The organism is Pseudomonas sp. AL 58, assembly GCF_036348395.1.
Taxonomy (GTDB): Bacteria; Pseudomonadota; Gammaproteobacteria; order Pseudomonadales; family Pseudomonadaceae; genus Aquipseudomonas; species Aquipseudomonas defluvii.
Genome location: NZ_JAZBQR010000004.1, coordinates 269013 through 293340 on the forward strand (window position 1 = coordinate 269013; position 24328 = coordinate 293340).

Consider the following 24328-nt stretch of genomic DNA (forward strand, 5'->3'; position numbering starts at 1 on the left):
TAAAAAATCGATCAGCCGATGGCGATCATTTCGAAATCGCTCTTGCCCACACCGCAGTCCGGGCACAACCAGTCTGCAGGCACATCTTCCCAGCGGGTACCCGGCTCGATACCGTCATCCGGCCAGCCTTCGGCCTCGTCGTAAATCAGCCCACACACCACACATTGCCACTTTTTCATTGCTAAGGTTCCTACTCAGGCTTGGCGTGGTCGCTCTGCAACGTGCGGTGGCGACCATCAGGAAGGCTTTGTACTGGAGGGCGACGCCACGATGCAAGCCGGAACGGGCAATCATGCTAAGCTCGCCACCTCACTGGCCTGTAACCGCATACCTACCGTGCCGTACGAAACTTCGCTAGCGCCTACTCCGTACTGGCAGCCACAGCCGCTGCCGACCGCCTCTGTCGACGCGCCAACCCTCGACTGGTTGTTCGACCAAGGTTCCCTGACCCGTCGACTGACTCAATTATCCGCCGATCAATTCTGCGTGACACCCCTTTGCGAAGGCTGGCAGACGCTCCGCGACGATGAGTGCCAGGCACTCGGGCTGGCACCTGGCAGCGAAGGCTGGGTACGCGAGGTGTACTTGCTCGGGCAAGACCAGCCCTGGGTGTTCGCCCGCAGCGTGGCGGCCCGCAGTGCACTGGAAGAGGATGGGCTGGACCTGGAAAGCCTTGGCAGTCGGTCGCTCGGCGAACTGTTGTTCTGTGATCGCGGGTTTACCCGCCAGGCCATTGAAGTATGCCGCTACCCTTCGGCCTGGCTACCGCCGGATGCTGCCTGTGATCGACTGTGGGCAAGGCGTTCTCGCTTCGACCGTGGCGCGTTGAGCGTTTTGGTTGCTGAAACTTTTCTACCGGCGCTGTGGCACGCCGCGAATATCCGTCAGGAGGACTGCTGATGTACCTGAGCCTGCTCAAGTCCCTCAATCGCCTGCACCCCCGTGCCTGGGACTTCATCCAACTGAGCCGGATGGACAAGCCAATCGGCATCTACCTGCTGCTCTGGCCGACCTTGTCTGCCATATGGATCGCCGGCAAGGGCTCGCCGTCGCTGGCCAACGTGCTGATTTTCACCCTCGGGGTCGTCCTGATGCGGGCAGCAGGCTGCGCGATCAACGACTTCGCCGACCGCAAGGTCGATGGCCATGTCAAACGCACCGCCGAACGGCCATTGGCCAGCGGCAAGATCAGCGGCCGCGAAGCCCTGACGTTGTTCGCCCTGCTGGTAGGCGTAAGCTTCGCACTGGTGCTGTGCACCAATACCACCACGGTCTGGCTGTCGTTCGGCGCAGTGGCGCTGGCATCCTGCTACCCGTTCATGAAGCGCTATACCTACTACCCACAGGTAGTCCTGGGTGCGGCCTATTCATGGGGCATTCCCATGGCCTTCACCGCCGAGACCGGTGAACTGCCGGCCATTGCCTGGCTTCTGTACATTGCCAACCTGCTCTGGACCGTAGGCTACGACACCTACTACGCCATGGTTGACCGTGATGACGACCTGAAAATCGGGGTCAAGTCCACCGCCATCCTGTTCGGCGAAGCCGATCGGTTCATCATTGTGACGCTTCAGGGGTTGTCACTGGCCTGCCTGCTGATGGCCGGCAATCGTTTCGGCCTCGGTGGCTGGTTCCACCTGGGGCTGGTGGCCGCGGCACTGTGCTTTGCCTGGGAATACTGGTCGACCCGCAAACTGGATCGCGAGTCATGCTTCAAGGCCTTCCTGCACAACCACTGGGCCGGCCTGCTGGTGTTTATCGGTATCGTGCTCGACTACGCACTACGCTGACCGCCCTTGGGCGGTCAGCATTTGGGCGGCGCTCAGGGTTTGGCCACGTGCCAGACGTCCTTCATACCGTCGCCATACATATCGCCGGCTTTCTTGTCATTGATAAAGGTGTACACCGGCTTGCCATCGTAGGCCCACTGCATCGTACCGTCATCACGCTTGATCTGCGTCCATTCACCCTCGGCCTTCTCACCGGCCTTGACCATCAGCGGCGGCCAGTTCTTGGCACACTCACCACTGCACATCGACTTGCCCCCCATATCCTTGTCAAAGGTATAAAGGGTCATGCCATGTGCATCGACAAGCATGCCGTCCTTTTCCATGGCATATTCGGCCAAGGCCACCCCCGGCAAGGCCAGTGCCGCTACCGTGAAAAGCGCCATCCAGTTCAGCGTATGTCGTGTCATTGGATCCACCTTCTGTTCTCGGGAGTGAGCTTTAAGCCTAGCTCAGTAACAGAATGTTGCTGCAAGCGCCCACGACCTGTCACACGACTGCAATAATTCCGTTATCTAATGCGGGCCAAGACACCTGAATGGTAAGAGGTTAAAGCATGGTTGGCAGAAACATTCTAATCGTCGACGACGAAGCGCCGATTCGCGAGATGATCGCCGTTGCATTGGAAATGGCCGGCTATGAATGCCTTGAAGCAGAAAATTCGCAGCAGGCGCATGCCATCATCGTCGACCGCAAGCCCGACCTGATCCTGCTCGACTGGATGCTGCCTGGCACCTCGGGCATCGAACTGGCCCGACGCCTGAAGCGCGATGAACTGACTGGCGACATCCCGATCATCATGCTCACCGCCAAGGGTGAGGAAGACAACAAGATCCAGGGCTTGGAAGTCGGCGCTGACGACTACATCACCAAGCCGTTCTCGCCACGAGAGCTGGTGGCACGCCTCAAAGCCGTGTTGCGCCGCGCCGGCCCAAGTGACGGCGAAGCGCCCATCGAAGTGGGTGGGTTGCTGCTCGATCCGATCAGCCACCGCGTAACCATCGATGGCAAACCTGCCGAAATGGGCCCGACCGAATACCGCTTGCTGCAGTTCTTCATGACCCACCAGGAGCGCGCCTACACCCGTGGTCAGCTGCTTGATCAGGTCTGGGGCGGAAACGTCTACGTTGAAGAGCGCACCGTCGATGTGCATATTCGTCGCCTGCGCAAAGCGCTGGGTGAAGCCTACGAGAATCTGGTACAAACCGTTCGTGGCACCGGCTACCGTTTTTCGACTAAAAGCTGAAGCGTCAACGCGCGCATCGGCTTGCAGCGCGCAGCTGCCTCTGGAAAGGATGTTCCGCTAATTGAACCAGAACTGGCATGGCACACTGATTCGCCACATGTTGCTGTTGATCACGGTCTGCCTGCTGGCAGGCCTTGTCAGCGGCTATTATGGATGGAGCCTGGCGCTGGGCCTGGGGCTCTATCTGGGCTGGACCTTAAAGCAACTCCTGCGCCTGCACGAATGGCTGCGGCTGCATCAGGTCGACGAAGCGCCGCCCGATGGCTACGGCCTGTGGGGCGAGGTTTTCGATAGCATCTATCACCTGCAACGTCGCGATCAGCGCGTTCGCGGACGCCTGCAAGCGGTCATCGACCGCGTTCAGGAGTCGACCGCCGCACTGAAGGATGCGGTGATCATGCTCGACAGCGACGGTAACCTGGAGTGGTGGAACCGTGCCGCAGAAACCCTGCTGGGCCTCAAGACCCCACAGGACAGCGGCCAACCGGTCACCAACCTGGTTCGCCATCCTCGCTTCAAGGAGTACTTCGAACAGGAGAACTACCTTGAACCCTTGGAAATTCCCTCGCCGATCAATGACCGCCTGCGCGTGCAGCTGCACATAACCCGCTACGGCAACAACGAGCACTTGATGCTCGTGCGCGATGTCACCCGCATTCATCAGCTTGAACAGATGCGCAAGGACTTCGTCGCCAACGTGTCCCACGAACTGCGCACACCGCTGACGGTAATCGCCGGTTACCTGGAAACCCTGCTGGACAACGTCGAAGACGTCAACCCGCGCTGGGTACGGGCGCTGCAACAGATGCAGCAGCAAGGTGGGCGGATGCAAACCCTGCTCAACGACCTGCTGCTGCTCGCCAAGCTGGAAGCCACCGACTACCCCTCGGACAACCAACCGGTGGCGATCAATGCCCTGCTGCAGTCGATCAAAGCTGACGCCAAAGCCTTGTCCGGGCAACGCAACCAGAACATCACGCTGGAAACCGAAGGCGACGTGTACCTCAAAGGCAGCGAAGCAGAACTGCGCAGCGCCTTTTCCAACCTGATCTTCAACGCCGTGAAATACACCCCGGATGGCGGCCAGATCCGCATCCGCTGGTGGAGCGATAGCCAGGGTGCGCACCTGAGCGTGCAGGACTCCGGGATCGGCATCGACCCCAAGCACCTACCGCGCCTGACTGAGCGCTTCTACCGGGTCGACTCCAGCCGTGCCTCCAATACCGGCGGCACCGGCCTGGGCCTGGCAATCGTCAAGCATGTGCTGCTGCGCCATCGTGGTCGCCTGGAGATCAGCAGTGTCCTGGGCCACGGCAGCACCTTTACCTGCCATTTTGCGGCCACACAACTGGCCCTGCAAAACGCCTCCTGAACGCGCGCCACTAGGCATTTGCGCCTTCAGCCGCTACATTGGCCCACTTGCGCCGACAGAAGTCGGCGCAGCATCTCTCTATTTCTTCAGAAGACGGACCCCTTAAAAATCCATCATGGACCCTTCCGCTGGTTTTAGCCTCGCTTCACTTTTCGCCGATTTCGGCATGATTCTCTTCGCGCTGCTACTGGTTCTGCTCAACGGCTTCTTCGTTGCCGCCGAGTTCGCCATGGTCAAGCTGCGCTCGACCCGGGTCGAGGCCATCGCCGATAAAAATGGCTGGCGCGGGCACATCCTACGCACCGTACACAGCCAGCTGGACGCCTACCTGTCGGCATGCCAACTCGGCATCACCCTCGCCTCGCTGGGCCTGGGCTGGGTCGGTGAGCCGGCTTTCGCTCACCTGCTCGAACCCCTGCTGGGCGCCGTTGGCGTGCAGTCGCCAGAAGTGATCAAGGCGGTCTCGTTCTTCAGCGCCTTCTTTGTCATTTCCTACCTGCACATCGTGGTCGGTGAGCTGGCGCCAAAATCCTGGGCCATTCGCAAGCCTGAGCTGTTGTCGCTGTGGACAGCCGTGCCGCTGTACCTGTTCTACTGGACGATGTACCCGGCGATCTACCTGCTCAACGCCAGTGCCAACGCCATCCTGCGGATCGCTGGCCAAGGCGAGCCTGGGCCACACCATGAGCACCACTACAGCCGTGAAGAACTCAAGCTGATCCTGCACTCAAGCCGTGGGCAAGACCCAAGCGACCAAGGCATGCGCGTATTGGCCTCGGCAGTCGAGATGGGTGAGCTGGAAGTCGTCGACTGGGCAAACTCCCGGGAAGACATGGTCAGCCTGGAAGCCAACGCCCCCCTCAAGGACATCCTGGCGATGTTCCGCCGACACAAGTTCAGCCGCTACCCGGTCTATGACACGGAGCGTGGTGAATTTATCGGCCTGCTGCATATCAAGGACCTGCTGCTGGAACTGGCCGACCTGGATCATATTCCGGAGTCCTTCAACCTGGCCGAGCTGACCCGACCACTGGAGCGCGTTTCCCGGCATATGCCGCTGTCGCAACTGCTGGAGCAGTTCCGCCAGGGCGGTGCGCACTTCGCCCTGGTCGAGGAAGCCGACGGCAAGGTCATCGGCTACCTGACCATGGAAGACGTACTGGAAGTGCTGGTCGGCGATATTCAGGACGAGCACCGCAAGGCCGAACGCGGCATTCTCGCCTACCAACCGGGCAAACTGCTGGTGCGGGGCGATACGCCGTTGTTCAAGGTTGAACGCCTGCTTGGCGTTGACCTGGACCACATCGAAGCCGAAACGCTCGCCGGGTTGGTCTATGAGACCCTCAAGCGGGTACCGGAAGAGGAAGAAGTGCTGGAAGTCGAAGGCCTGCGAATCATCATCAAAAAGATGAAAGGGCCGAAGATCGTGCTGGCCAAGGTTCTCAAGCTCGACTGACCGCACTACGGGTTACCGGCAGGGTAACCCGCAGGATGGCCTGGTAGAACTGACCTGCAGGGCATGCAGCAGGCCCTACAGGCGTCGACGAGGCGGATCAGGCGCCGGGGGTGAAGTGCTTCTGCGCCGTACCCCGGGCAATCAGCCGCGAAACGTAGTCGAGCTTCTGCGCGTCCTGGTCGACGAAACGGAACGTAATCTGCAACCAGTCGCTGTCCGGCCTTGGCTCCAAGGCCGCTACCGCATGCAGGTAGCCGTTCAAGCGTGCGGTTTCAGCACTTTCGCCCTGCTCCAGGTCGAGCACCGCGCCTTCCAGCACTTGCGGCAGTGTCTCACTGCGGCGCACCACAATCAGGGCTTCCTTGAGGCTCAGGGCCTTGATCACACAGGGCTGAGTACCACTTGGCAAGCGCAGTTGGCCTTGACCACGACCGGCCGGAGCTGCCGCTTTGGCCTGTGGCGTGGGTGCATTGATCAGCGGCTTGGCTGGGGCAACCGCGGGTGCAGCCGTCGGCTTGACGGTTTCGGCCTTGCCGCCGGTCAGGGCGCTCAACGAATCATTGGCAAACGCGGAGTTGGCGCGGGTCGGCGCGCTGGACAGCAGTGCGTCGAGCTTGCCCACCTTGGACAAGGCTTTCTTGACCTTGGTCAGCAACTGCTCGTTCGTGAACGGCTTGCCGATAAAGTCCGAAACGCCAGCCTGGATAGCCTGGACAACGTTTTCTTTATCGCCACGGCTGGTCACCATGATGAAGGGCAACGCCTTCATCGACTCCTGCTGGCGACACCAGGTCAGCAGCTCAATACCCGACATTTCCGGCATTTCCCAGTCGCACAACACCAGGTCAAAGGCCTCACGGGACAAGATTGCCTGAGCCTTGCGACCGTTGACCGCATCTTCGGTCACGATGCCGGGAAAGGCATTGCGCAGGCATTTCTTTACCAGATCGCGGATGAAGGGCGCATCATCCACCACCAAAACACTGACTTTACTCATCGCCACTCCTTTTCAACCCCGGCTAGCATAACGCTGACTGATGGCCATCTGCCAAAAACGGGTCACGCCGGGACTCTCTTGCGTTCGCGGGGTGCCACCTCACTTGCTCGACCGCAAACGAAAACGCCCGGCCAAGGCCGGGCGTTCATTCTCGGGGCAGTCTTACTTATCGTCCGATTTGCCGGGAACATTAGCCTTTTCGGCGCCGCCCTGAACCTCTTCTTTCATCCTTGCCAAGCCCAGATGGCGAACGTCGGTGCCGCGCACCAGATAAATCACCAGCTCGGCGATGTTGCGTGCGTGGTCACCGATACGCTCGAGCGAGCGCAACGCCCAGATCACGCTCAATACCCGCGAAATAGAACGCGGGTCTTCCATCATGTAGGTCACCAGCTCGCGCAGCGCCGTTTTGTACTCACGGTCGATGGTCTTGTCGTACTGGGCCACCGACAACGCCAGGTCGGCGTCGAAGCGGGCGAAAGCGTCCAGCGCATCACGAACCATGTTACGCACCTGGTCGCCAATGTGACGGACTTCGACATAACCGCGTGGCGACTCGCCCTCTTCGCACAGCTGGATGGCTCGACGGGCGATCTTGGTCGATTCGTCACCAATGCGCTCCAGGTCAATCACCGACTTGGAAATGCTGATGATCAAACGCAGGTCGGAGGCAGCCGGCTGTCGACGGGCCAGAATGCGTACGCACTCTTCGTCGATGTTGCGTTCCATCTGGTTGATCTGCTCGTCCACCTCACGCACCTGCTGGGCAAGGCCCGAGTCGGCCTCGATCAGCGCGGTCACCGCGTCGTTGACCTGTTTCTCGACCAGGCCACCCATCGCCAGGAGGTGGCTGCGCACTTCTTCAAGCTCGGCGTTGAACTGCTGGGAGATGTGATGGGTAAGGCTGTCTTTATCGATCATGGAGAATCCTTGGGGCATCCGGTGAATACGGTCAGGCGGCGTTCAGGCGCTGAGCCCTAGCCATAGCGACCGGTGATGTAGTCTTCGGTCTGTTTCTTCGCCGGGTTGGTGAACAGGGTGTCGGTATCACCAAACTCGACCAGTTTGCCCATGTACATGAACGCGGTGTAGTCCGATACCCGTGCAGCCTGTTGCATGTTGTGGGTGACGATCACGATGGTGTACTTGGATTTCAGTTCGTAGATCAGCTCTTCGACCTTCAGCGTGGAGATCGGGTCGAGTGCCGAACACGGTTCGTCGAGCAGCAAGACTTCCGGCTCAACGGCGATGGTACGGGCAATCACCAGACGCTGCTGCTGACCACCGGACAAACCCAGCGCCGACTCATGCAGGCGATCCTTGACCTCATCCCACAGTGCTGCGCCCTTGAGCGCCCACTCAACGGCCTCGTCGAGCACACGCTTCTTGTTGATGCCCTGAATACGCAGGCCGTAGACCACGTTCTCATAGATGGTCTTGGGGAACGGGTTCGGCTTCTGGAACACCATGCCGACGCGACGACGCAGCTCGGCGACATCCTCGCCCTTGCGGTAGATGTTGTTGCCATACAGGTTGATCGCGCCTTCGACACGGCAACCGTCGACCAGATCGTTCATCCGGTTGAAGGTTCGCAGCAGGGTCGACTTGCCGCAACCGGATGGGCCGATGAAGGCAGTAACGCGCTGCTTGGGAATATTCATGCTGACGTCAAACAGTGCCTGCTTCTCGCCGTAGTACAGGCTCAAACCCGGCACTTCGATGGCCACGGTTTCTTCCGCCAGGCGCAGGCTCTGCTTGTCGCGACCCAGGGCCGACATATCGATGCCGTGGGCGTGGGATTCATGCTGCATGGTTAGACTCCATACGCTATCAATTTCGTTTCATCGAACCGCCCGGCGAGCGGGCGGCACTTGCAATTCAGGGGGCTGCCGATCAGCTGTCCAGCGCCTTGTACTTCTCGCGCAGGTGGTTACGGATCCACACCGCCGAAAGGTTGAGGGTGGCGATCACCAGCACCAGCAACAGGGCGGTGGCGTACACCAGCGGCCGCGCGGCCTCGACGTTCGGGCTCTGGAAGCCCACGTCATAGATGTGGAAGCCCAGGTGCATGATCTTCTGGTCCAGGTGCAGGTACGGGTAGTTACCGTCCACTGGCAACGACGGCGCCAGTTTCACCACACCTACCAGCATCAGCGGCGCCACCTCACCGGCAGCACGCGCAACGGCGAGGATCATGCCGGTCATCATCGCCGGGCTGGCCATTGGCAGAACGATCTTCCACAGCGTTTCGGCCTTGGTCGCACCGAGGGCCAACGAGCCCTCACGCACGGTACGCGGGATACGCGCCAGGCCTTCTTCGGTAGCCACGATCACCACCGGCACGGCCAGCAGGGCCAGGGTCAGCGAGGCCCACAGCAGGCCTGGAGTACCCAAGGTTGGCGCCGGCAGGGCTTCAGGGAAGAACAGCCGGTCGATCGAGCCACCCAGCACGTAGACGAAGAAGCCCAAGCCGAACACACCGTAGACGATCGCCGGAACACCCGCCAGGTTGTTCACCGCAATACGGATCAAGCGCGTGACCGGGCCCTGACGTGCATATTCACGCAGGTACACCGCCGCCAGTACGCCGAACGGCGTGACGATCACGGCCATGATCAGGGTCATCATCACCGTACCGAAGATGGCCGGGAAGATCCCGCCCTCAGTGTTGGCTTCACGCGGGTCGTCGCTCAAAAACTCCCAGACCTTTGCGAAGTAGGTGCCCAGCTTGGTAAAGGTACCCATGCCGTTTGGCTGATAGGCATGCACCACCTTGTCCAGGTTGATCTCTACTTCGCGACCATTACCATCACGGGCAACCAGACTGTCGCGGCTGAACTCGCGATGCAGCGCGCCCAAGCGGTCCTCAACGGCCTTGTAGCGGCTGTCCAGCTCGGCGCGCTCGGCGTCCATGTCCGCCTGAGCAGCGGCGTCCAGCTTGCCGTCAAGCTCAAGTTTACGGCTGTGAAGGCGCAGGCGCTCCAGGCCATGGTTGATCGCACCGATGTCTTTCTTCTCAAGGGTCTGCAGGTCGCCGGCCAGTTTGCTGGCACGCTTGAGGCGCGCTTGCAGCTCGCCCCAGGCCGCTTGACCTTCGGCGACAACCTTGCCGTTTTCCTTGACGCTGACCAGGTAGCCGTAGAAGTTACCCCACTCGCGGCGTTCCAGAGCGATCAGTTCGGCGGGGGTGGTTTGATCCACCAGCCAGTCACCGACCACCCAGGTGAAGTCGCTGCCATTGAGGTCGCGATTACCGACCTTGATCAGCTCGCGGGTCATGAACTCCGGGCCGTTGTCCGGCACCGGCAGACCGGCGCCCTTCAAACGCGCCAGCGGCACCTCTTCCTTCTGTACCACTTCACCGATGACCACATGATCAGCCTGGCCCGGCACCTTATAGGTAGCCTGGATCAGGTCGGCCGGCCAGAAGTGGCCTAGGCCACGCACGGCGATCACCGCCAGCAGGCCCACGGTCATGATCACCGCAATGGCGACCGCGCCACCGCTGATCCAGACGCCAGGGGCGCCGCTCTTGAACCAGCTTTTGAGGGAATCCTTTTTCACGGATCTCTACCTTCCTATCAAAGCGACGAGTATTTCTTGCGCAGACGCTGGCGAATCAGCTCGGCCAAGGTGTTCATCACGAAGGTGAACATCAGCAGTACCAGCGCGGCGAGGAACAGCACGCGGTAATGGCTGCCACCGACTTCCGATTCCGGCATCTCCACCGCGACGTTGGCCGCCAGGGTGCGCATACCTTCAAACAGGTTCAGTTCCATGACCGGGGTGTTACCCGTGGCCATCAGCACGATCATGGTTTCACCGACCGCACGGCCCATACCGATCATCAGCGCCGAGAAGATCCCCGGGCTGGCGGTCAGGATGACCACACGGGTCAGGGTCTGCCACGGCGTGGCGCCCAGCGCCAAGGAACCCAGGGTCAGGCTGCGTGGCACGCTGAACACGGCGTCTTCGGCAATCGAGTAGATGTTCGGGATCACCGCGAAGCCCATGGCGATACCAACTACCAGGGCGTTGCGCTGGTCGTAGGTGATGCCCAGGTCGTTGCTGATCCAAAGGCGCATGTCGCCGCCGAACCACCAGGTTTCGATGAACGGACTCATGTACAGGGCGAACCAGCCGGTGAACAGGATCACCGGGATCAGGATCGCTGCTTCCCAGCCATCTGGCACACGCAGGCGCAGCGATTCCGGCAGGCGGCTCCAGGCGAAGCCGGCCAGCAGGATGCCGATCGGCATCAGCAGGAAGAGGCTGAACACACCCGGCAGGTGGCCTTCAAGGTACGGTGCGAGGAACAGGCCGGCGAAGAAGCCGAGGATCACCGTCGGCATCGCTTCCATCAGCTCAATCACCGGCTTGACCTTGCGGCGCATGCCTGGGGCCATGAAGTAGGCGGTGTAAATCGCTGCGGCAATAGCCAAGGGTGCCGCCAGGATCATCGCATAGAACGCGGCCTTGAGGGTACCGAAGGTCAGTGGCGAAAGGCTCAACTTAGGCTCGAAGTCGGTGTTCGAAGCAGTCGACTGCCAGACGTACTTGGGCTCGTCGTAGTTCTCGTACCAGACCTTGCTCCACAGCGCGCTCCAGGATACTTCCGGGTGCGGGTTCTTCAGGCTCAAGGGCAGCAGCTTGCCGCCTTCTTCGATGAAGATGCGGTTGGCCCGCGGCGACAGGGCGAGGATGCCTGCGCCCTCTGCAGCAGGCTCGACCAGCAGGGTGCGGTGCGCGGTGCTGTGGAACACGCCGAGCTTGCCCGAGCTGTCCAGGGCGATGAAGCCTTTGCGGCGATCTTCGGCGTCTATCTGGACTACGGGTGCAGTGCCCATCTGGAAGCTACGAATCAGCTTGAAGCGCTGCTCGCCATCCGGATCGCGGGCCATGAACCACTGGCTCAGGCCACCCTTGGAGTCACCGAAGACCAGCGATATACCGCCGACCAGTTGGGCACTGGCAGTGATCTCGGCCTGGCCATCGTCGAGCAGCTTGTAGCGACCATTAAGACTCTTGTCGCGCAGGCTGAACACATCGGCCTGGGCGCGACCGTTAACCACATACAACCATTGCTGACGCGGGTCGATGAAGATCGCCTTCACCGGCTCGGTCATCTGCGGCAGGTCGATGCGGTTCTGCTCGCTGGTGACCTCACCGGTCATCATGTTCTCTTCGCGAGTCAGCTGGGTCACCAGCAGTTGCGAGCCGTGCGAGCCTGCCACCGTTATGGTCTCGCCGTTGACGTTGACGCTGACGTGCTCAAGTGCGCGGCCCTGCTCGTCGAGCACGAACGGCTCTTGGCCATACGGGAAGTCGATGCCAGGGGTGATGGTCTTCTTGTTGTCCGGATAGGTGATCTTGTAGGCGTGGTGGAATACCACGGCCTGACCGTTGGACAAGCCCAGCACGATCAGCGAGCTACCCGGCTGGTCGGTACTGATCGAAGTCACCTGGGTGCCGGTCGGCACGGGCAGGTCGACGCGGTTGATTTCAGCACCGGTCTTGGTGTCGAAGAACAGCGCCTGGCCCTTGTCGGACACACGCATACCGACGAGGTTTTGCTCCTCAAGAGCAATCATCAGCGGTTTGCCGGCATCCTGCTGCAGCCAGGTCGGCTCCATGGCTTTCTTACTGGTCAGCTCGGCGCCCTGAAACAGTGGCAGCACGACATAAGCCAGATAGAAAAAGATCAGGGTGATCGCCGCCAGCACGGCAAGCCCGCCTACCAGTACATACCAGCGGGTCAGGCGATCCTTGAACGCACGCATCTTGCGCTTGCGTTGCAACTCGGGCGCATTGAAATCAATCCGCACGGGGGGAGAATTTTGGGTCATGGTGGAGTTGGCCAGATCATTCATGCGCACACCCTAGCGGTCCCGTATTACAAAAACATGACAGTGCATTGACGCAAAAAAGCCCGCCGCTCAGGAGTTCTGGCTTCGGACCGGGAATGGGTGGGAGGGCTAGCCGTAGGCCAGCCCTCACCGGGGTCTCACTTACTTCTTGGCAACGTTACCGTTGTGCGACAGACCGAGATCCGCCATGGCCTTGTCGACCACTTTCTTCGGCAGCGGGATGTAACCATCTTTCACTACGACCTGCTGGCCAGCTTGCGACAGGACCAGCTTGATGAACTCGGCGTCCAGCGGGGCCAGAGGCTTGTTCGGGGCCTTGTTGACGTAAACGTAGAGGAAGCGCGACAGCGGGTAGGTGCCGTTCAGGGCGTTGCTTTCGTTGTCTTCAACGAACTCGCCGCCTTCTTTCTTGGCCAGGGCTACAGTCTTGACGCTGGCGGTTTTGTAGCCGATGCCCGAGTAACCGATGCCGTTCAGCGAGCTGCTGATCGACTGCACGACCGAAGCCGAGCCTGGCTGTTCGTTGACGTTAGGCTTGAAGTCGCCTTTGCACAGGGCTTCTTCCTTGAAGTAGCCGTAGGTGCCGGACACCGAGTTACGACCGAACAACTGAACCGGCTTGTTGGCCAGGTCGCCGGTCACACCCAGGTCACCCCAGGTTTTGACATCGTTCTTGCCACCGCACAGGCGAGTCGACGAGAAGATCGCATCGACCTGAGCCATGGTCAGACCCTTGATCGGGTTGTCCTTGTGCACGAAGACAGCCAGGGCATCAACAGCAACCGGGATTGCGGTTGGCTTGTAGCCATACTTCTGCTCGAACGCCTGCAGCTCGACGTCCTTCATCTTGCGGCTCATCGGGCCCAGGTTAGCGGTGCCTTCAGTCAGTGCAGGCGGTGCGGTGGAGGAACCGGCAGCCTGAATCTGAATGTTCACGTTCGGGTATTCTTTTTTGTAGGCTTCAGCCCACAGGGTCATCAGGTTGGCCAGGGTATCGGAACCGACGCTGGAGAGGTTGCCCGACACGCCAGTGGTTTTGACGTAAGTCGGAATAGCAGGGTCAACAGCGGCAACCGCATTAGCGGTGGCAACGCCAGCGGCGGCAAACGTCAGGGCCGCCATCAAACGCTTCAGTTTCATGCCTTGCTCCTAGCAGGAATTGGGGTTGAGATGAATCGGGCCCCAGTATCTGCAGGGCGTATGACCACTCTATGAAGTGAATATGACAATTAGATGAATGGCCATCACCGCTCAGGCAGGAAGGCCTTTTCAAAATGTAACGACTACTGGGCTAGAGCGCTTTCAGCGCTTCGTTGCCAGTAAATAGCAACCCACTAGCAGACCAATGGTGCAAATACCGGCCACGTAATAGGACGGGCCCATGGGGCTGAGCTTGAGCAGATAGGTCACGACCATCGGCGTCAGGCCACCAAAAATGGCGTACGCCAGGTTGTAGGAGAAGGACAGGCCACTGAACCGCACCACGGGCGGAAACGCCCGTACCATCACATAAGGCACTGCACCGACGATGCCGACGCACAACCCGGTCAGTGCATACATCGGAAACAGCCACTCGGGATGGGTCGCCAGGCTGTGATAAAACACCCATGAGCTGGCCAACAGGCACAGGCTGCCCACCACGAACACCCGCCCGGCACCAAAGCGATCAGCGAGCATGCCGGCGGCGACACAGCCGAAGCTGAGCAGGACAATGGCCAGGCTATTGGCCTGCAGCGCAACGGTCATGGGAATACCGTAGACCGTCTCCAGCACGGTCGGGGTCATCAGGATCACCACGATGATGCCCGCCGATAACAGCCAGGTCAGCAACATCGACAGGATGATGGCACTGCGGTGATCACGCAGCACCGCACGCAGCGGCACTTCTTCGGCCAGCGACTGGCGCGCCTTCATCTCGGCGAACACCGGGGTTTCGTGCAACCAGCGACGCAGATAAACCGAAAACAGACCAAACACACCCCCCAGCAGGAACGGAATCCGCCAAGCGTAGTCAGACAGTTCCTGCTCACTGTAGAGGCTGCTAATCAGGGTAGCCACCAGCGAGCCGAGCAGAATGCCGGAGGTCAGCCCCGCCGTGAGGGTGCCGCAGGCATAGCCGGTATTGCGTGCCGGGACATGCTCGGAGACGAACACCCAGGCGCCTGGGACTTCGCCACCGATGGCCGCGCCCTGGATCACCCGCATCAACAACAGCAGGATCGGCGCCCACATGCCAATCTGCGCGTAGGTCGGGAGCAAGCCCATGATCAGTGTCGGCACAGACATCATGAAGATGCTCAGGGTGAACATCTTCTTGCGCCCCAACAGGTCACCGAAGTGTGCCATGACGATACCGCCCAGTGGGCGTGCCAGGTAGCCGGCAGCAAAGATGCCGAAGGTCTGCATCAGGCGCAGCCATTCAGGCATGTCAGCGGGGAAGAACAAGTGGCCGACCACTTTGGCGAAGAACACAAAGATAATGAAGTCGTAGAACTCCAGCGCACCACCCAGGGCGGAAAGCGACAAGGTCTTGTAGTCACTGCGAGTCAGCGGCCGCGAGGGCTGCGCGATACTGGTGGGCACGGAGGTCATCGACGCGTCTCTTATTGATGGTTAAAGCGGCAACAGCGCTGGTTGCAGCCAGGGAAAAATGTTGGATCCGAGGCAATTTGCTTGAAAACGTACAGGATGTACACATTCACGACAGATAATGGTGACCGTATGGTCGTCGCTGCACGCGAGGCTCTATATACTGGCCCCATGCAGGAAAAGGCTACGCCTTATGGAGGATGTTGTGCGAAAGCGCCGCTGAATATACTTAGTCGGTTTCGCAGAGTTTCCTTTCGCCGCCTGGCTAAAGCGAACGCAGCGTAGCGTGCGTATGCTGAATCGTTTGTCGAGGCGTCCACACTGCGCTAACCAATGAAGCGTCACGGGTCAGAGGCTACCCCGGCATGATTGAACTCGAACAAGAAGATCCTATCCCGCAAGGCGACCTGGCCCTGCAAATCACTGCATTGCCACGTGAAACCAACGGTTTCGGCGATATCTATGGCGGCTGGCTGGTCGCCCAGATGGACCTCGCCGGCACGGCCATGGCCAGCCGTGTTGCAGGAGGCCGCGTGGCTACCGTCGCAATTGATCGCATGGCCTTCCTGGTGCCTGTCGCCGTCGGCGCACAACTGTCCTTCTATACCCAGACCCTGGAGATCGGCCGCAGCTCGATCCAGATGATGGTCGAAGTGTGGAGCGATGATCCGCTGTCCAGCGAATGGCGCAAGGTCACCGAAGCGGTGTTCGTCTTCGTTGCCATCGACGGCAGCGGTCGCACCCGCTCGGTTCCACCTCGTCGCTGAGCGGCTGGCGCGGTACACTCGGCGGTAGACGAGAGGTCAACGACCTTACGGCAACCGAACGAGATCAGACGCATGTCCACACCCAAGGTAGAGTCGGAAAAACACGGCGAGCTCAACTGCTGGCGCATCACCAGCGACAGCGCTGAGCTACTGATCGCCCAGCAGGGTGCCCAGGTGCTGAGCTACCAACGGGTTGGCGAGCCGCCGCTGCTGTGGTTGAGCGACCAGGCCCTGTTCAAGCAGGGCAAATCGGTACGCGCAGGCGTGCCGGTATGCTGGCCCTGGTTTGGCAACCTGGCGCGCAACCCGCAAAGCGTGCAGGCCATGTACCAGGCCAGTGAGGCGCCCGCCCACGGCCTGGCTCGTGGGCGCGACTGGCAACTGTTGGGCATCGACAACAGCAGCACTGAGCTGCGTATCGACTTCACCCTGCCGCAAGCCCTGGGCCACCTGCCCGGCTGGCCACATACCGTCGCGTTGAACCTGAGCATCGTCATGGGCGAGCAACTCAACCTGACCTTGTGCAGCGAAAACCTGGGTAGCGACCCCGTCACCATCAGCCAGGCGCTGCACAGCTACTTCGCGGTCAGTGATGTACGCCAGGTTCGGGTCGAAGGCGTGGCCGGGCTGAACTACATCGAAACGCTGGCCAACTGGGAGCAGCGCAACCAACAGGGCGACCTGGGTTTTGCCGGGGAAACCGACCGCATCTACCTACAGGCACCTGAGCAACTGAGCATTGTCGACCCGGCCTGGAACCGTCGCATCCTGTTGCGCAGCAGTGGCTCGCGCTCGGCCGTCATCTGGAACCCCTGGACCGACCGCGCCGCCGAGCTGATCGACATGGCCAACGATGGCTGGCAGCGCATGCTGTGCATCGAGACGGCGAATGTCTGGGACGATCTCGTGCAACTGGCACCAGGCGCCCGTCACACCTTGAGCCTGAGTATCGGCAGCGAGCCGCTCTAAACCCGGACTACTGTGGGCGTTGGCTTGCCAACGCCATCAAAGGTCAGCGTCCGTCACCACCCGTACCTGCCCGGCGTCCAGCGCATAGGCTGCATCCGCCAGGTCGTTGCTGACCTTCTCGACCGTCAACGTGCCTGTAACCCATAACGGCGTGTAGATATCGTCCAGTTTCAAGCCTTTGGGGTAACGCACCAGTACCAGCTGGTTCGGTGGCGGTGGCGGCACATGAATGCAGGCACCTGGGTAGGGCACCAGGAAAAACAAGGTGCTTTTGCCTTTGGCATCGGTTTCCAGAGGTACCGGATAGCCACCCAGGCGGATGCGCTTGCCGTTCATGGACGCAACGGTCTTGCTCGAGTACATCACCGCTGGCAGTCCCTTGCTTTGCTTCAAGCCGCCCTTGTTGCTGAACGTGCCATTGGCTTCGGGAGAGTTGTGGTCAATTTCGGGCATTTCCTCAAGCGCCTTCTGGTCCGACTTGGGCATCAGCTCCAACCAGTCGGTTTCCGGCAACTCGGCATGGGCCAGGCCACTGCAAAACAGGAGAGCACACAGGAAAATACGGCGCATGAAAAACTCGGCAACAAGGGGAACGTAAGTTGCCGAGCATTCTAGCCTGACGTCAGTTCTTTTTGATGAAACCGAAGATCAGCAGCAGCACAATCGCACCGACCAGCGCGCCGAAAAACCCTGCCCCCTCGCCAGCATGGTAGATCCCCAAGGCCTGGCCACCATAGGTGGCAGCCACGGATCCACAGATGCCGAGCACAATCGTCATGATCCAGCCCATGTTGTCGTCGCCTGGCTTGAGGAAGCGTGCCAGCAGACCCACGACCAGGCCGATGAAGATAGTTCCAATGATGCCCATGGCGATCCCTCTGAAGTGCGTGCATTGGCCAAAGCCTAGTCAGCGCTTTGGCATCCTGCCATCAGAGGGACGCGGGAGCAGGAAGGTTCCGCTCAAGCGGAAATCAATGCTTCAACCTGCTGGATTTTCTGCTCGAGCGTGGCCTTGTCGGCACAACGCAGGGTGGCGTGGCCAACCTTGCGCCCGGCCTTGAAGGCTTTGCCGTAGTGATGCAGATGACAGTCGTCGATAGCGATGACCTGCTCCACCGCCGGCACTTCGCCGATGAAGTTGAGCATGGCGCTTTCGCCGACCTTGTCGGTCGAACCCAGCGGCAGGCCCGCAACGGCGCGCAGGTGGTTCTCGAACTGGCTGCACTCGGCGCCTTCGATGGTCCAGTGCCCGGAGTTGTGAACCCGCGGCGCGATTTCGTTGGCTTTCAGGCCGCCATCCACCTCGAAGAACTCGAACGCCAGCACACCCACGTAGTCGAGGTGCTTCAGCACACGCCCGGCGTAGTCTTGCGCCAACGCCTGCAGTGGATGCTCGCTGCTGGCAACCGACAAGCGCAGGATGCCGCTCTCGTGAGTGTTGTGGACCAGCGGGTAGAAACGGGTTTCACCGTCACGGGCGCGCACGGCGATCAACGAGACTTCGCCAGTAAATGGCACAAAGCCTTCCAACAGGCACGGCACGCTACCCAGCTCGGCGAAAGTACCCACTACATCGGCTGCAGTTCGCAGTACTTTCTGGCCTTTTCCGTCATAACCCAAGGTACGGGTTTTCAGCACTGCAGGCAGGCCGATGCTGGCCACCGCGGCGTCTAGGTCGGCTTGCGACTGGATATCGGCGAAGGACGGGGTTGGAATACCCAGGTCCTTGAACATGCTCTTCTCGAACCAGCGATCACGCGCAATACGCAGGGATTCGGCGCTTGGGTAAACCGGTACGAACTGCGACAGAAAGGCGACGGTTTCGGCTGGCACGCTTTCGAACTCGAACGTTACCAGATCGACTTCGTCGGCCAATTGGCGCAAGTGGTCCTGGTCACCGTAATCGGCGCGCAGGTGCTCGCCCAACGACGCAGCACAGGCGTCCGGTGCAGGGTCAAGGAAAGCGAAATTCATGCCCAGCGGAGTGCCTGCCAGGGCCAACATGCGGCCCAACTGGCCGCCACCGATTACACCGATTTTCATGCTCGTGACCTCAGGCCTGGCGTGGATCTGGATTGTCCAGAACGCTGTCTGTCTGCTCGGCGCGGAACTGCTTCAGCACGGCGTGGAACTGAGGGTGCTTGGCCCCCAGGATGCTCGCTGAAAGCAACGCGGCATTGATCGCACCGGCCTTGCCGATAGCCAGGGTTGCCACCGGAATACCGGCGGGCATCTGCACGATCGACAGCAACGAGTCGACACCCGAGAGCATCGAGGACTGCACAGGCACACCCAAAACCGGCAGGTGAGTCTTGGCAGCGCACATGCCCGGCAGGTGGGCTGCGCCCCCTGCACCGGCGATGATCACCTCGATGCCACGGCCCTCAGCTTCTTCGGCATACTGGAACAGCAGGTCCGGCGTGCGATGGGCGGAGACCACCTTCACTTCGTAGGGAATGCCGAGTTTTTCCAGCATATCGGCGGTGTGGCTAAGGGTGGACCAATCGGACTTGGAGCCCATGATCACGCCAACCAGTGCACTCATCGTCGAGCCTCTTCTCTTGGGCGCCTTCAGGCGCGTCAAAAAACAACAAGCCACGCGGGACGACCGGCGTGGCTTGTTATGCGAATTCATTGGCAGGTGGGACCGGCCAAGGGCCGCGCAGTATACCGTAAAGCAGCCAGAAGAAAGCCCCCTTGCCGACCATTAGTCAGTGCAGCAAGGGCGCATTGCTTTTGTACCCGGTATTACTCTACCGATGCGAGAAAATCGGCCATACGGCCGCGATTGACGTCAGAGAATCTGTAGTCCTTCGCATAGAGCGGATTGTTGGCTTCATGCATGTAGGTTTGTGTTGGCGGGATGCCAAACGTCACTTCCGCATGCTCATGTGAGGCGTTGAATGTATGGCCCAGTTCATGAGCGATATGCTGGTAACCCTGGACGGACGCCAGGAAAAAATTCCCGCCAACCTGGGCCATGCCATGCACGCTGCTGGAGATCCCGTCCTGGGTGATGAGCCCATAACGATAGTTGTGGCGATAGGACAGATCGTTCTCCTGGGCAAACGTTGCTCCGCGCGAGGCGAACTCATCGAGACTCGATCGCTCGCTGCCCAGTTCGGTCTTGTAACTGAAGTCGGTCACGCCCGGGATGGCATAGTGAAGCTCGACAATGATTTCACGCTGGAATACCTGCTCCAGCTCATACATCAAGTCCTTCAGATAGTCGCGGTAGATGATCGGTCGATAGCCTTCATCGAGATCATCGTGGCAGAACAGGTAGATGAACACGGGCTTTTTCTCGTACTTGTCAAAGTCCCCGTACTTTTCGTAAAGATCGTATTTTTTATAGAGCATTCCGAAATCCTTTCAGAAGAGTGCGCCCGTCCTAATGACAGGCGCGGCGCGAAGAAGCCGTCGACATAACCTACAAGTCATGCCAGCGCCCGGCATTCAGCCATCGCCTCTTCATCGTGTAGCGCTTGCAGCTAAACGGTGTAGGAAGCCCACAAAGACATCAGTTTGCCGCAGCCTGCTCCAGCTTGCGCCAGAGCAATCGAACATTGGCCTTGCGCACCAGCGCGCAGCGATACACGCGGATCTCCAGTGGCACGTGCCACTGGCTGCCACCACAAATCACCAGTTCCCCCCGTTCCAACTCAGCCCTTACCGATAGCCGTGGCACCCAGGCGATACCGAGCCCCTCCAGCGCCATGCTCTTGAGGCTGTCGGCCATGGCCGTCTCGTAGACTGTGGTGAAGCGCAGGTTGCGCTGACGCAACAACAGGTTCACCGAGCGCCCGAGGAATGCCCCGGCGCTGTACGCCAGCAACGGCACACTGCCCTCGCCTTCGAGGTCGAACAGCGGCTTGCCGTCCGCGTCCGCCGCGCAGACTGGGAGCATCTCGGTATGCCCCAAGTGCAGCGACGGGAAGATTTCCGCATCCATCTGCAGCGCGGCATCCGGGTCATAGAACGCCAACATCAGATCGCAACCCCCTTCACGCAAGGCATGCACCGCATCGCCAACGTTAGTTGCAACCAAACGTGTCGCGATATTGAGCCCATCGTTGCGTAATTGGGCGATCCAGCGCGGGAAAAAGCCCAGTGCCAGAGAGTGCGCCGCGGACACCTGAATGACCTCGCCCTGCCCACCTTCGAGGTGATGCAAATGGCGCAGTACCTCGCCCAACTGATCGACCACAGTACGCGCCGTCACCAGAAACAACTGGCCAGCAGCCGTCAACTCAATGGGTGTACGCGAACGGTTGACCAGGGTCAGACCCAACGCCGCCTCCAGGCTGCGAATACGCCGGCTGAAGGCCGGCTGGGTCACGAAACGGCGCTCGGCCGCTTGCGAAAAGCTCCGGGTAGCGGCCAGCGCACTGAAGTCTTCCAGCCATTTACTTTCAAGGTTCATCAAGGGTCTCCAGGCATGCACCAAAATGGCACACGCTCGAATAGCTGTTGGCGTCACATCGACCATTATGCCGTTTGTGCATAGGTTAGCGTGCAACAGCATTGGCCGCAAAACTCCCGCAGACCTAGGATTGGCGCCATTCCGGCATGTGCCGGGCCAAACTCGAGATGATATCTATCATGTCCGCTGCTGCATCGTTCCGTGTTGAAAAAGACCTGCTTGGCACCCTCGAAGTCCCTGCTGATGCCTACTACGGCATCCAGACCCTGCGTGCTGCCAACAACTTCCACCTCTCCGGCGTACCGCTGTCGCACTACCCTAAGTTGGTTGTGGCCCTGGCCATGGTCAAACAGGCTGCTGCTGACGCCAACCGCGAGCTGGGCCACCTGAACGATACCAAGCACGCTGCCATCAGCGAGGCTTGCGCCCGCCTGATCCGCGGCGACTACCACGAGCAGTTCGTGGTGGACATGATCCAGGGCGGTGCTGGCACTTCGACCAACATGAACGCCAACGAAGTCATCGCCAACATCGCACTTGAGGCCATGGGCCATCAGAAGGGTGAGTACAAGTACCTGCACCCGAACAACGATGTGAACATGGCGCAGTCGACCAACGACGCCTACCCGACCGCAATCCGTCTGGGCCTGCTGCTTGGTCACGATGCCCTGCTGGCCAGCCTCGACAGCCTGATCCAGGCCTTCGCTGCCAAGGGTGAAGAGTTCAACCACGTACTGAAGATGGGCCGTACCCAGCTGCAGGACGCGGTACCGATGACCCTCGGCCAGGAATTCCGTGCCTTTGCCACCACCCTGACCGAAGACCTCAACCGCCTGCGCACCCTGGCGCCGGAAGTCCTGACAGAAGTCAACCTGGGCGGTACCGCCATCGGTACCGGCATCAACGCCGACCCAGGCTACCAGCACCTGGCCGTACAGCGCCTGGCAGAAATCAGCGGCCAACCGCTGGTACCGGCTGCCGACCTGATCGAAGCTACCTCGGACATGGGCGCCTTCGTCTTGTTCTCCGGCATGCTCAAGCGCACTGCGGTCAAGCTGTCGAAGATCTGTAATGACCTGCGTCTGCTGTCCAGCGGCCCACGCACCGGCATCAACGAAATCAACCTGCCAGCACGCCAGCCGGGCAGCTCGATCATGCCAGGCAAGGTCAACCCGGTGATCCCGGAAGCCGTCAACCAGGTGGCCTTCGCCATCATCGGTAACGATCTGGCCCTGACCATTGCAGCCGAAGGCGGCCAACTGCAGCTGAACGTGATGGAACCGCTGATCGCCTACAAGATCTTCGATTCGATCCGCCTGCTGCAACGCGCCATGGACATGCTGCGCGAGCACTGCATCGTCGACATCACTGCCAACGAGCAGCGCTGCCGTGAACTGGTAGAGCACTCGATCGGCCTGGTCACTGCCCTGAACCCGTACATCGGCTACGAAAACGCCACCCGTATCGCCCGTATTGCGCTGGAAAGCGGCCGCGGCGTACTGGAACTGGTGCGCGAAGAAGGCTTGCTCGACGACGCCATGCTCGACGACATCCTGCGCCCGGAAAACATGATTGCACCGCGTCTGGTACCGCTGAAGGCTTAACCCTCAGTACCTCACGCAAACCGCTCACCAGGTCGAGGGACTAGACACCTCTCACCTTTTGAGGGCCTGGAGCCGAATGCTCCAGGCCCTTTTTTTTGCCTGCGATTTCATCTACAGCTTTTACCCTGCTGACGCAGACAAGGCTCCCGACGATGGCGTACTGTGATCTGCTTCTAACAAGACTGACCACGGAGACAGGCGAATGAACCCCGTTACCGCGCATCCCGCTCGAAATATCATGGTGCTCTACACCGGTGGCACCATCGGCATGCAGGCCAGCGCCCACGGCCTGACGCCGGCCTCAGGCTTTGAACAACGGATGCGCGAACAACTGACGGGCCTGGCGTTGCCCCATTGGCAGTTTCGCGAACTGCTGCCGCTGATCGACAGCGCCAACATGACCCCGCAATACTGGCAGCGCCTGCGCGAAGCCATTATCGACGCGGTCGACAGCCAAGGCTGCGATGCCGTGCTGGTGCTACACGGTACCGACACCCTGGCCTACAGCGCGGCCGCCATGAGTTTCCAATTGCTGGGGTTGCCGGCACCGCTGCTGTTTACCGGCTCGATGCTGCCAGCCGGCGCCCCCGACAGCGATGCCGAAGAAAATATCGTTGGCGCTTTGCAAGCACTGGCCGCCGGGCAAGTATCGGGCGTGCAACTGTACTTCCACGGCGAGCTGCTGACGCCGACCCGCTGCGCCAAGGTCCGCAGTTATGGCCGCCATCCCTTTGCCACACTGAAGCGCTTCGGTGGTGCAGCCAAGGCTGCATCGCTACCCGCCGAACTGGACTACCGTCACGCCAAGCAAACCGCCCAGGTTGCGGTGCTGCCACTGGTGCCCGGTTTTGCTGCCCAGCCACTGCTGGCGGTACTCGACAGTGGTGTTCAAGCCGTCATCCTGGAATGCTTCGGTAGCGGCACGGGCCCCTGCGATGACGTCGAGTTTCTTGCCAGCCTGAAGCTCGCCCAGACCCGCGGCATTGTGGTGGTAGCAATCACACAGTGTCACGAGGGCGGCGTCGATCTGGATGTCTATGAGGCCGGCAGTCGGCTGCGTGAAGTGGGCGTAGTGTCTGGCGGCGGCATGACCCGCGAAGCAGCCTTCGGTAAATTGCAGGCCTTGCTGGGCGCGGGGCTGCCGGTGGACGAAGTACGTCGCCTGGTTGAACTCGATGTGTGCGGGGAACTGCGTTGAGTGCATCGCCGGCAGCACCGACACGAATGTGATGATACCGGCCACCCTGTTAC

Annotated in this window: 24 protein-coding genes; 9 read left to right on the top strand and 15 right to left on the bottom strand. The window is 60.3% G+C overall.

Annotated elements, in window-relative coordinates:
• Positions 1-11: 11 nt before the first annotated feature.
• A complete protein-coding gene (locus tag UIA24_RS06635) occupies positions 12-179 on the bottom strand; it encodes a rubredoxin (RefSeq protein ID WP_065758131.1) in 168 nt (55 codons plus the stop codon).
• A gap of 157 nt (positions 180-336) precedes the next feature.
• Between UIA24_RS06635 and UIA24_RS06640 the strand changes: the two genes are divergently transcribed.
• Both UIA24_RS06640 and ubiA read left to right on the top strand, forming a co-directional pair.
• Positions 337-900: a chorismate--pyruvate lyase family protein gene (locus UIA24_RS06640; protein WP_330522472.1), complete on the top strand. Its 564-nt coding sequence runs from the start codon at positions 337-339 to the stop codon at positions 898-900.
• Positions 900-1790, top strand: a complete 891-nt coding sequence (ubiA, locus tag UIA24_RS06645) for a 4-hydroxybenzoate octaprenyltransferase (protein WP_065758130.1) — start codon at positions 900-902, stop codon at positions 1788-1790. The genes UIA24_RS06640 and ubiA overlap by 1 nt, the downstream gene beginning before the upstream one ends.
• A gap of 32 nt (positions 1791-1822) precedes the next feature.
• Here ubiA and UIA24_RS06650 read toward each other — a convergent pair whose 3' ends face one another.
• Positions 1823-2197, bottom strand: a complete 375-nt coding sequence (locus UIA24_RS06650) for a COG4315 family predicted lipoprotein (protein WP_330522473.1) — start codon at positions 2195-2197, stop codon at positions 1823-1825.
• A gap of 146 nt (positions 2198-2343) precedes the next feature.
• Between UIA24_RS06650 and phoB the strand changes: the two genes are divergently transcribed.
• From phoB to UIA24_RS06665, 3 genes are all read left to right on the top strand, one after another.
• Positions 2344-3033 carry a phosphate regulon transcriptional regulator PhoB gene (gene phoB / locus UIA24_RS06655; protein WP_065758128.1) on the top strand — a complete coding sequence of 230 codons (690 nt, stop codon included), beginning with the start codon at positions 2344-2346 and terminating at the stop codon, positions 3031-3033.
• A 97-nt stretch (positions 3034-3130) separates the two neighbouring features.
• Complete coding sequence (gene phoR, locus UIA24_RS06660; protein WP_256587647.1) at positions 3131-4405, top strand: phosphate regulon sensor histidine kinase PhoR; 1275 nt, start codon at positions 3131-3133, stop codon at positions 4403-4405.
• Between the two features lie 115 nt (positions 4406-4520).
• Entirely contained in the window at positions 4521-5861 is a 1341-nt protein-coding gene (locus UIA24_RS06665; RefSeq protein ID WP_065758126.1) for a hemolysin family protein, read from the top strand.
• Positions 5862-5958: 97 nt separating this feature from the next.
• On the opposite strand, the gene UIA24_RS06670 is transcribed toward UIA24_RS06665, so the two are convergent.
• The 7 genes from UIA24_RS06670 to UIA24_RS06700 all read right to left on the bottom strand — a co-directional run bounded on the left by UIA24_RS06670 (position 5959) and on the right by UIA24_RS06700 (position 15317).
• Positions 5959-6858, bottom strand: a complete 900-nt coding sequence (locus UIA24_RS06670; RefSeq protein WP_065758125.1) for a response regulator — start codon at positions 6856-6858, stop codon at positions 5959-5961.
• A 162-nt stretch (positions 6859-7020) separates the two neighbouring features.
• Complete coding sequence (gene phoU / locus UIA24_RS06675) at positions 7021-7779, bottom strand: phosphate signaling complex protein PhoU (protein WP_065758124.1); 759 nt, start codon at positions 7777-7779, stop codon at positions 7021-7023.
• A gap of 56 nt (positions 7780-7835) precedes the next feature.
• Positions 7836-8669, bottom strand: a complete 834-nt coding sequence (pstB, locus tag UIA24_RS06680; RefSeq protein ID WP_065758123.1) for a phosphate ABC transporter ATP-binding protein PstB — start codon at positions 8667-8669, stop codon at positions 7836-7838.
• 82 nt (positions 8670-8751) lie between these two features.
• Positions 8752-10422: a phosphate ABC transporter permease PstA gene (gene pstA / locus UIA24_RS06685; protein ID WP_099776380.1), complete on the bottom strand. Its 1671-nt coding sequence runs from the start codon at positions 10420-10422 to the stop codon at positions 8752-8754.
• Positions 10423-10439: 17 nt separating this feature from the next.
• A complete protein-coding gene (locus tag UIA24_RS06690; RefSeq protein ID WP_330522474.1) occupies positions 10440-12728 on the bottom strand; it encodes a phosphate ABC transporter permease in 2289 nt (762 codons plus the stop codon).
• A 138-nt stretch (positions 12729-12866) separates the two neighbouring features.
• Entirely contained in the window at positions 12867-13865 is a 999-nt protein-coding gene (locus UIA24_RS06695) for a phosphate ABC transporter substrate-binding protein PstS (protein ID WP_099776383.1), read from the bottom strand.
• 162 nt (positions 13866-14027) lie between these two features.
• Complete coding sequence (locus UIA24_RS06700; RefSeq protein WP_330522475.1) at positions 14028-15317, bottom strand: MFS transporter; 1290 nt, start codon at positions 15315-15317, stop codon at positions 14028-14030.
• A gap of 362 nt (positions 15318-15679) precedes the next feature.
• Here UIA24_RS06700 and UIA24_RS06705 point away from each other — a divergent pair, with 362 nt between their 5' ends.
• Together UIA24_RS06705 and UIA24_RS06710 are read left to right on the top strand one after the other, a co-directional pair.
• Positions 15680-16081 carry an acyl-CoA thioesterase gene (locus UIA24_RS06705; protein WP_065758118.1) on the top strand — a complete coding sequence of 134 codons (402 nt, stop codon included), beginning with the start codon at positions 15680-15682 and terminating at the stop codon, positions 16079-16081.
• Between the two features lie 72 nt (positions 16082-16153).
• Positions 16154-17050, top strand: coding sequence for a D-hexose-6-phosphate mutarotase (locus UIA24_RS06710; RefSeq protein ID WP_330522476.1), 897 nt, complete (start codon positions 16154-16156; stop codon positions 17048-17050).
• Positions 17051-17086: 36 nt separating this feature from the next.
• Here UIA24_RS06710 and UIA24_RS06715 read toward each other — a convergent pair whose 3' ends face one another.
• The 6 genes from UIA24_RS06715 to UIA24_RS06740 all read right to left on the bottom strand — a co-directional run bounded on the left by UIA24_RS06715 (position 17087) and on the right by UIA24_RS06740 (position 21473).
• Positions 17087-17620: a DUF3299 domain-containing protein gene (locus UIA24_RS06715; RefSeq protein ID WP_330522477.1), complete on the bottom strand. Its 534-nt coding sequence runs from the start codon at positions 17618-17620 to the stop codon at positions 17087-17089.
• A 52-nt stretch (positions 17621-17672) separates the two neighbouring features.
• Positions 17673-17918 (bottom strand): GlsB/YeaQ/YmgE family stress response membrane protein, encoded by a 246-nt coding sequence (locus tag UIA24_RS06720; RefSeq protein ID WP_065758115.1) that lies wholly within the window; start codon positions 17916-17918, stop codon positions 17673-17675.
• Positions 17919-18010: 92 nt separating this feature from the next.
• Positions 18011-19093, bottom strand: a complete 1083-nt coding sequence (locus UIA24_RS06725; RefSeq protein ID WP_065758114.1) for a 5-(carboxyamino)imidazole ribonucleotide synthase — start codon at positions 19091-19093, stop codon at positions 18011-18013.
• Positions 19094-19103: 10 nt separating this feature from the next.
• Entirely contained in the window at positions 19104-19595 is a 492-nt protein-coding gene (gene purE, locus UIA24_RS06730; RefSeq protein ID WP_065758113.1) for a 5-(carboxyamino)imidazole ribonucleotide mutase, read from the bottom strand.
• 203 nt (positions 19596-19798) lie between these two features.
• Positions 19799-20410, bottom strand: a complete 612-nt coding sequence (locus UIA24_RS06735; protein ID WP_330522478.1) for a hypothetical protein — start codon at positions 20408-20410, stop codon at positions 19799-19801.
• A gap of 160 nt (positions 20411-20570) precedes the next feature.
• On the bottom strand, positions 20571-21473 hold the full coding sequence (locus tag UIA24_RS06740; RefSeq protein ID WP_099776390.1) for a LysR substrate-binding domain-containing protein: 903 nt from the start codon (positions 21471-21473) through the stop codon (positions 20571-20573).
• A 179-nt stretch (positions 21474-21652) separates the two neighbouring features.
• Between UIA24_RS06740 and aspA the strand changes: the two genes are divergently transcribed.
• Both aspA and UIA24_RS06750 read left to right on the top strand, forming a co-directional pair.
• Positions 21653-23077, top strand: a complete 1425-nt coding sequence (gene aspA / locus UIA24_RS06745; protein WP_065758110.1) for an aspartate ammonia-lyase — start codon at positions 21653-21655, stop codon at positions 23075-23077.
• 202 nt (positions 23078-23279) lie between these two features.
• Positions 23280-24275: an asparaginase gene (locus UIA24_RS06750; RefSeq protein ID WP_330522479.1), complete on the top strand. Its 996-nt coding sequence runs from the start codon at positions 23280-23282 to the stop codon at positions 24273-24275.
• Positions 24276-24328: the final 53 nt, after the last annotated feature.

Coding starts and splice junctions, on each gene's coding strand:
- UIA24_RS06635 (WP_065758131.1), bottom strand. CDS start 179: ATGAAAAAGTGGCAATGTGTGGTGTGTGGGCTGATTTACGACGAGGCC.
- ubiA (WP_065758130.1), top strand. CDS start 900: ATGTACCTGAGCCTGCTCAAGTCCCTCAATCGCCTGCACCCCCGTGCC.
- UIA24_RS06650 (WP_330522473.1), bottom strand. CDS start 2,197: ATGACACGACATACGCTGAACTGGATGGCGCTTTTCACGGTAGCGGCA.
- phoB (WP_065758128.1), top strand. CDS start 2,344: ATGGTTGGCAGAAACATTCTAATCGTCGACGACGAAGCGCCGATTCGC.
- phoR (WP_256587647.1), top strand. CDS start 3,131: ATGTTGCTGTTGATCACGGTCTGCCTGCTGGCAGGCCTTGTCAGCGGC.
- UIA24_RS06665 (WP_065758126.1), top strand. CDS start 4,521: ATGGACCCTTCCGCTGGTTTTAGCCTCGCTTCACTTTTCGCCGATTTC.
- UIA24_RS06670 (WP_065758125.1), bottom strand. CDS start 6,858: ATGAGTAAAGTCAGTGTTTTGGTGGTGGATGATGCGCCCTTCATCCGC.
- phoU (WP_065758124.1), bottom strand. CDS start 7,779: ATGATCGATAAAGACAGCCTTACCCATCACATCTCCCAGCAGTTCAAC.
- pstB (WP_065758123.1), bottom strand. CDS start 8,669: ATGCAGCATGAATCCCACGCCCACGGCATCGATATGTCGGCCCTGGGT.
- UIA24_RS06690 (WP_330522474.1), bottom strand. CDS start 12,728: ATGAATGATCTGGCCAACTCCACCATGACCCAAAATTCTCCCCCCGTG.
- UIA24_RS06695 (WP_099776383.1), bottom strand. CDS start 13,865: ATGAAACTGAAGCGTTTGATGGCGGCCCTGACGTTTGCCGCCGCTGGC.
- UIA24_RS06700 (WP_330522475.1), bottom strand. CDS start 15,317: ATGACCTCCGTGCCCACCAGTATCGCGCAGCCCTCGCGGCCGCTGACT.
- UIA24_RS06705 (WP_065758118.1), top strand. CDS start 15,680: ATGATTGAACTCGAACAAGAAGATCCTATCCCGCAAGGCGACCTGGCC.
- UIA24_RS06710 (WP_330522476.1), top strand. CDS start 16,154: ATGTCCACACCCAAGGTAGAGTCGGAAAAACACGGCGAGCTCAACTGC.
- UIA24_RS06715 (WP_330522477.1), bottom strand. CDS start 17,620: ATGCGCCGTATTTTCCTGTGTGCTCTCCTGTTTTGCAGTGGCCTGGCC.
- UIA24_RS06720 (WP_065758115.1), bottom strand. CDS start 17,918: ATGGGCATCATTGGAACTATCTTCATCGGCCTGGTCGTGGGTCTGCTG.
- UIA24_RS06725 (WP_065758114.1), bottom strand. CDS start 19,093: ATGAAAATCGGTGTAATCGGTGGCGGCCAGTTGGGCCGCATGTTGGCC.
- purE (WP_065758113.1), bottom strand. CDS start 19,595: ATGAGTGCACTGGTTGGCGTGATCATGGGCTCCAAGTCCGATTGGTCC.
- UIA24_RS06735 (WP_330522478.1), bottom strand. CDS start 20,410: ATGCTCTATAAAAAATACGATCTTTACGAAAAGTACGGGGACTTTGAC.
- UIA24_RS06740 (WP_099776390.1), bottom strand. CDS start 21,473: ATGAACCTTGAAAGTAAATGGCTGGAAGACTTCAGTGCGCTGGCCGCT.
- aspA (WP_065758110.1), top strand. CDS start 21,653: ATGTCCGCTGCTGCATCGTTCCGTGTTGAAAAAGACCTGCTTGGCACC.
- UIA24_RS06750 (WP_330522479.1), top strand. CDS start 23,280: ATGAACCCCGTTACCGCGCATCCCGCTCGAAATATCATGGTGCTCTAC.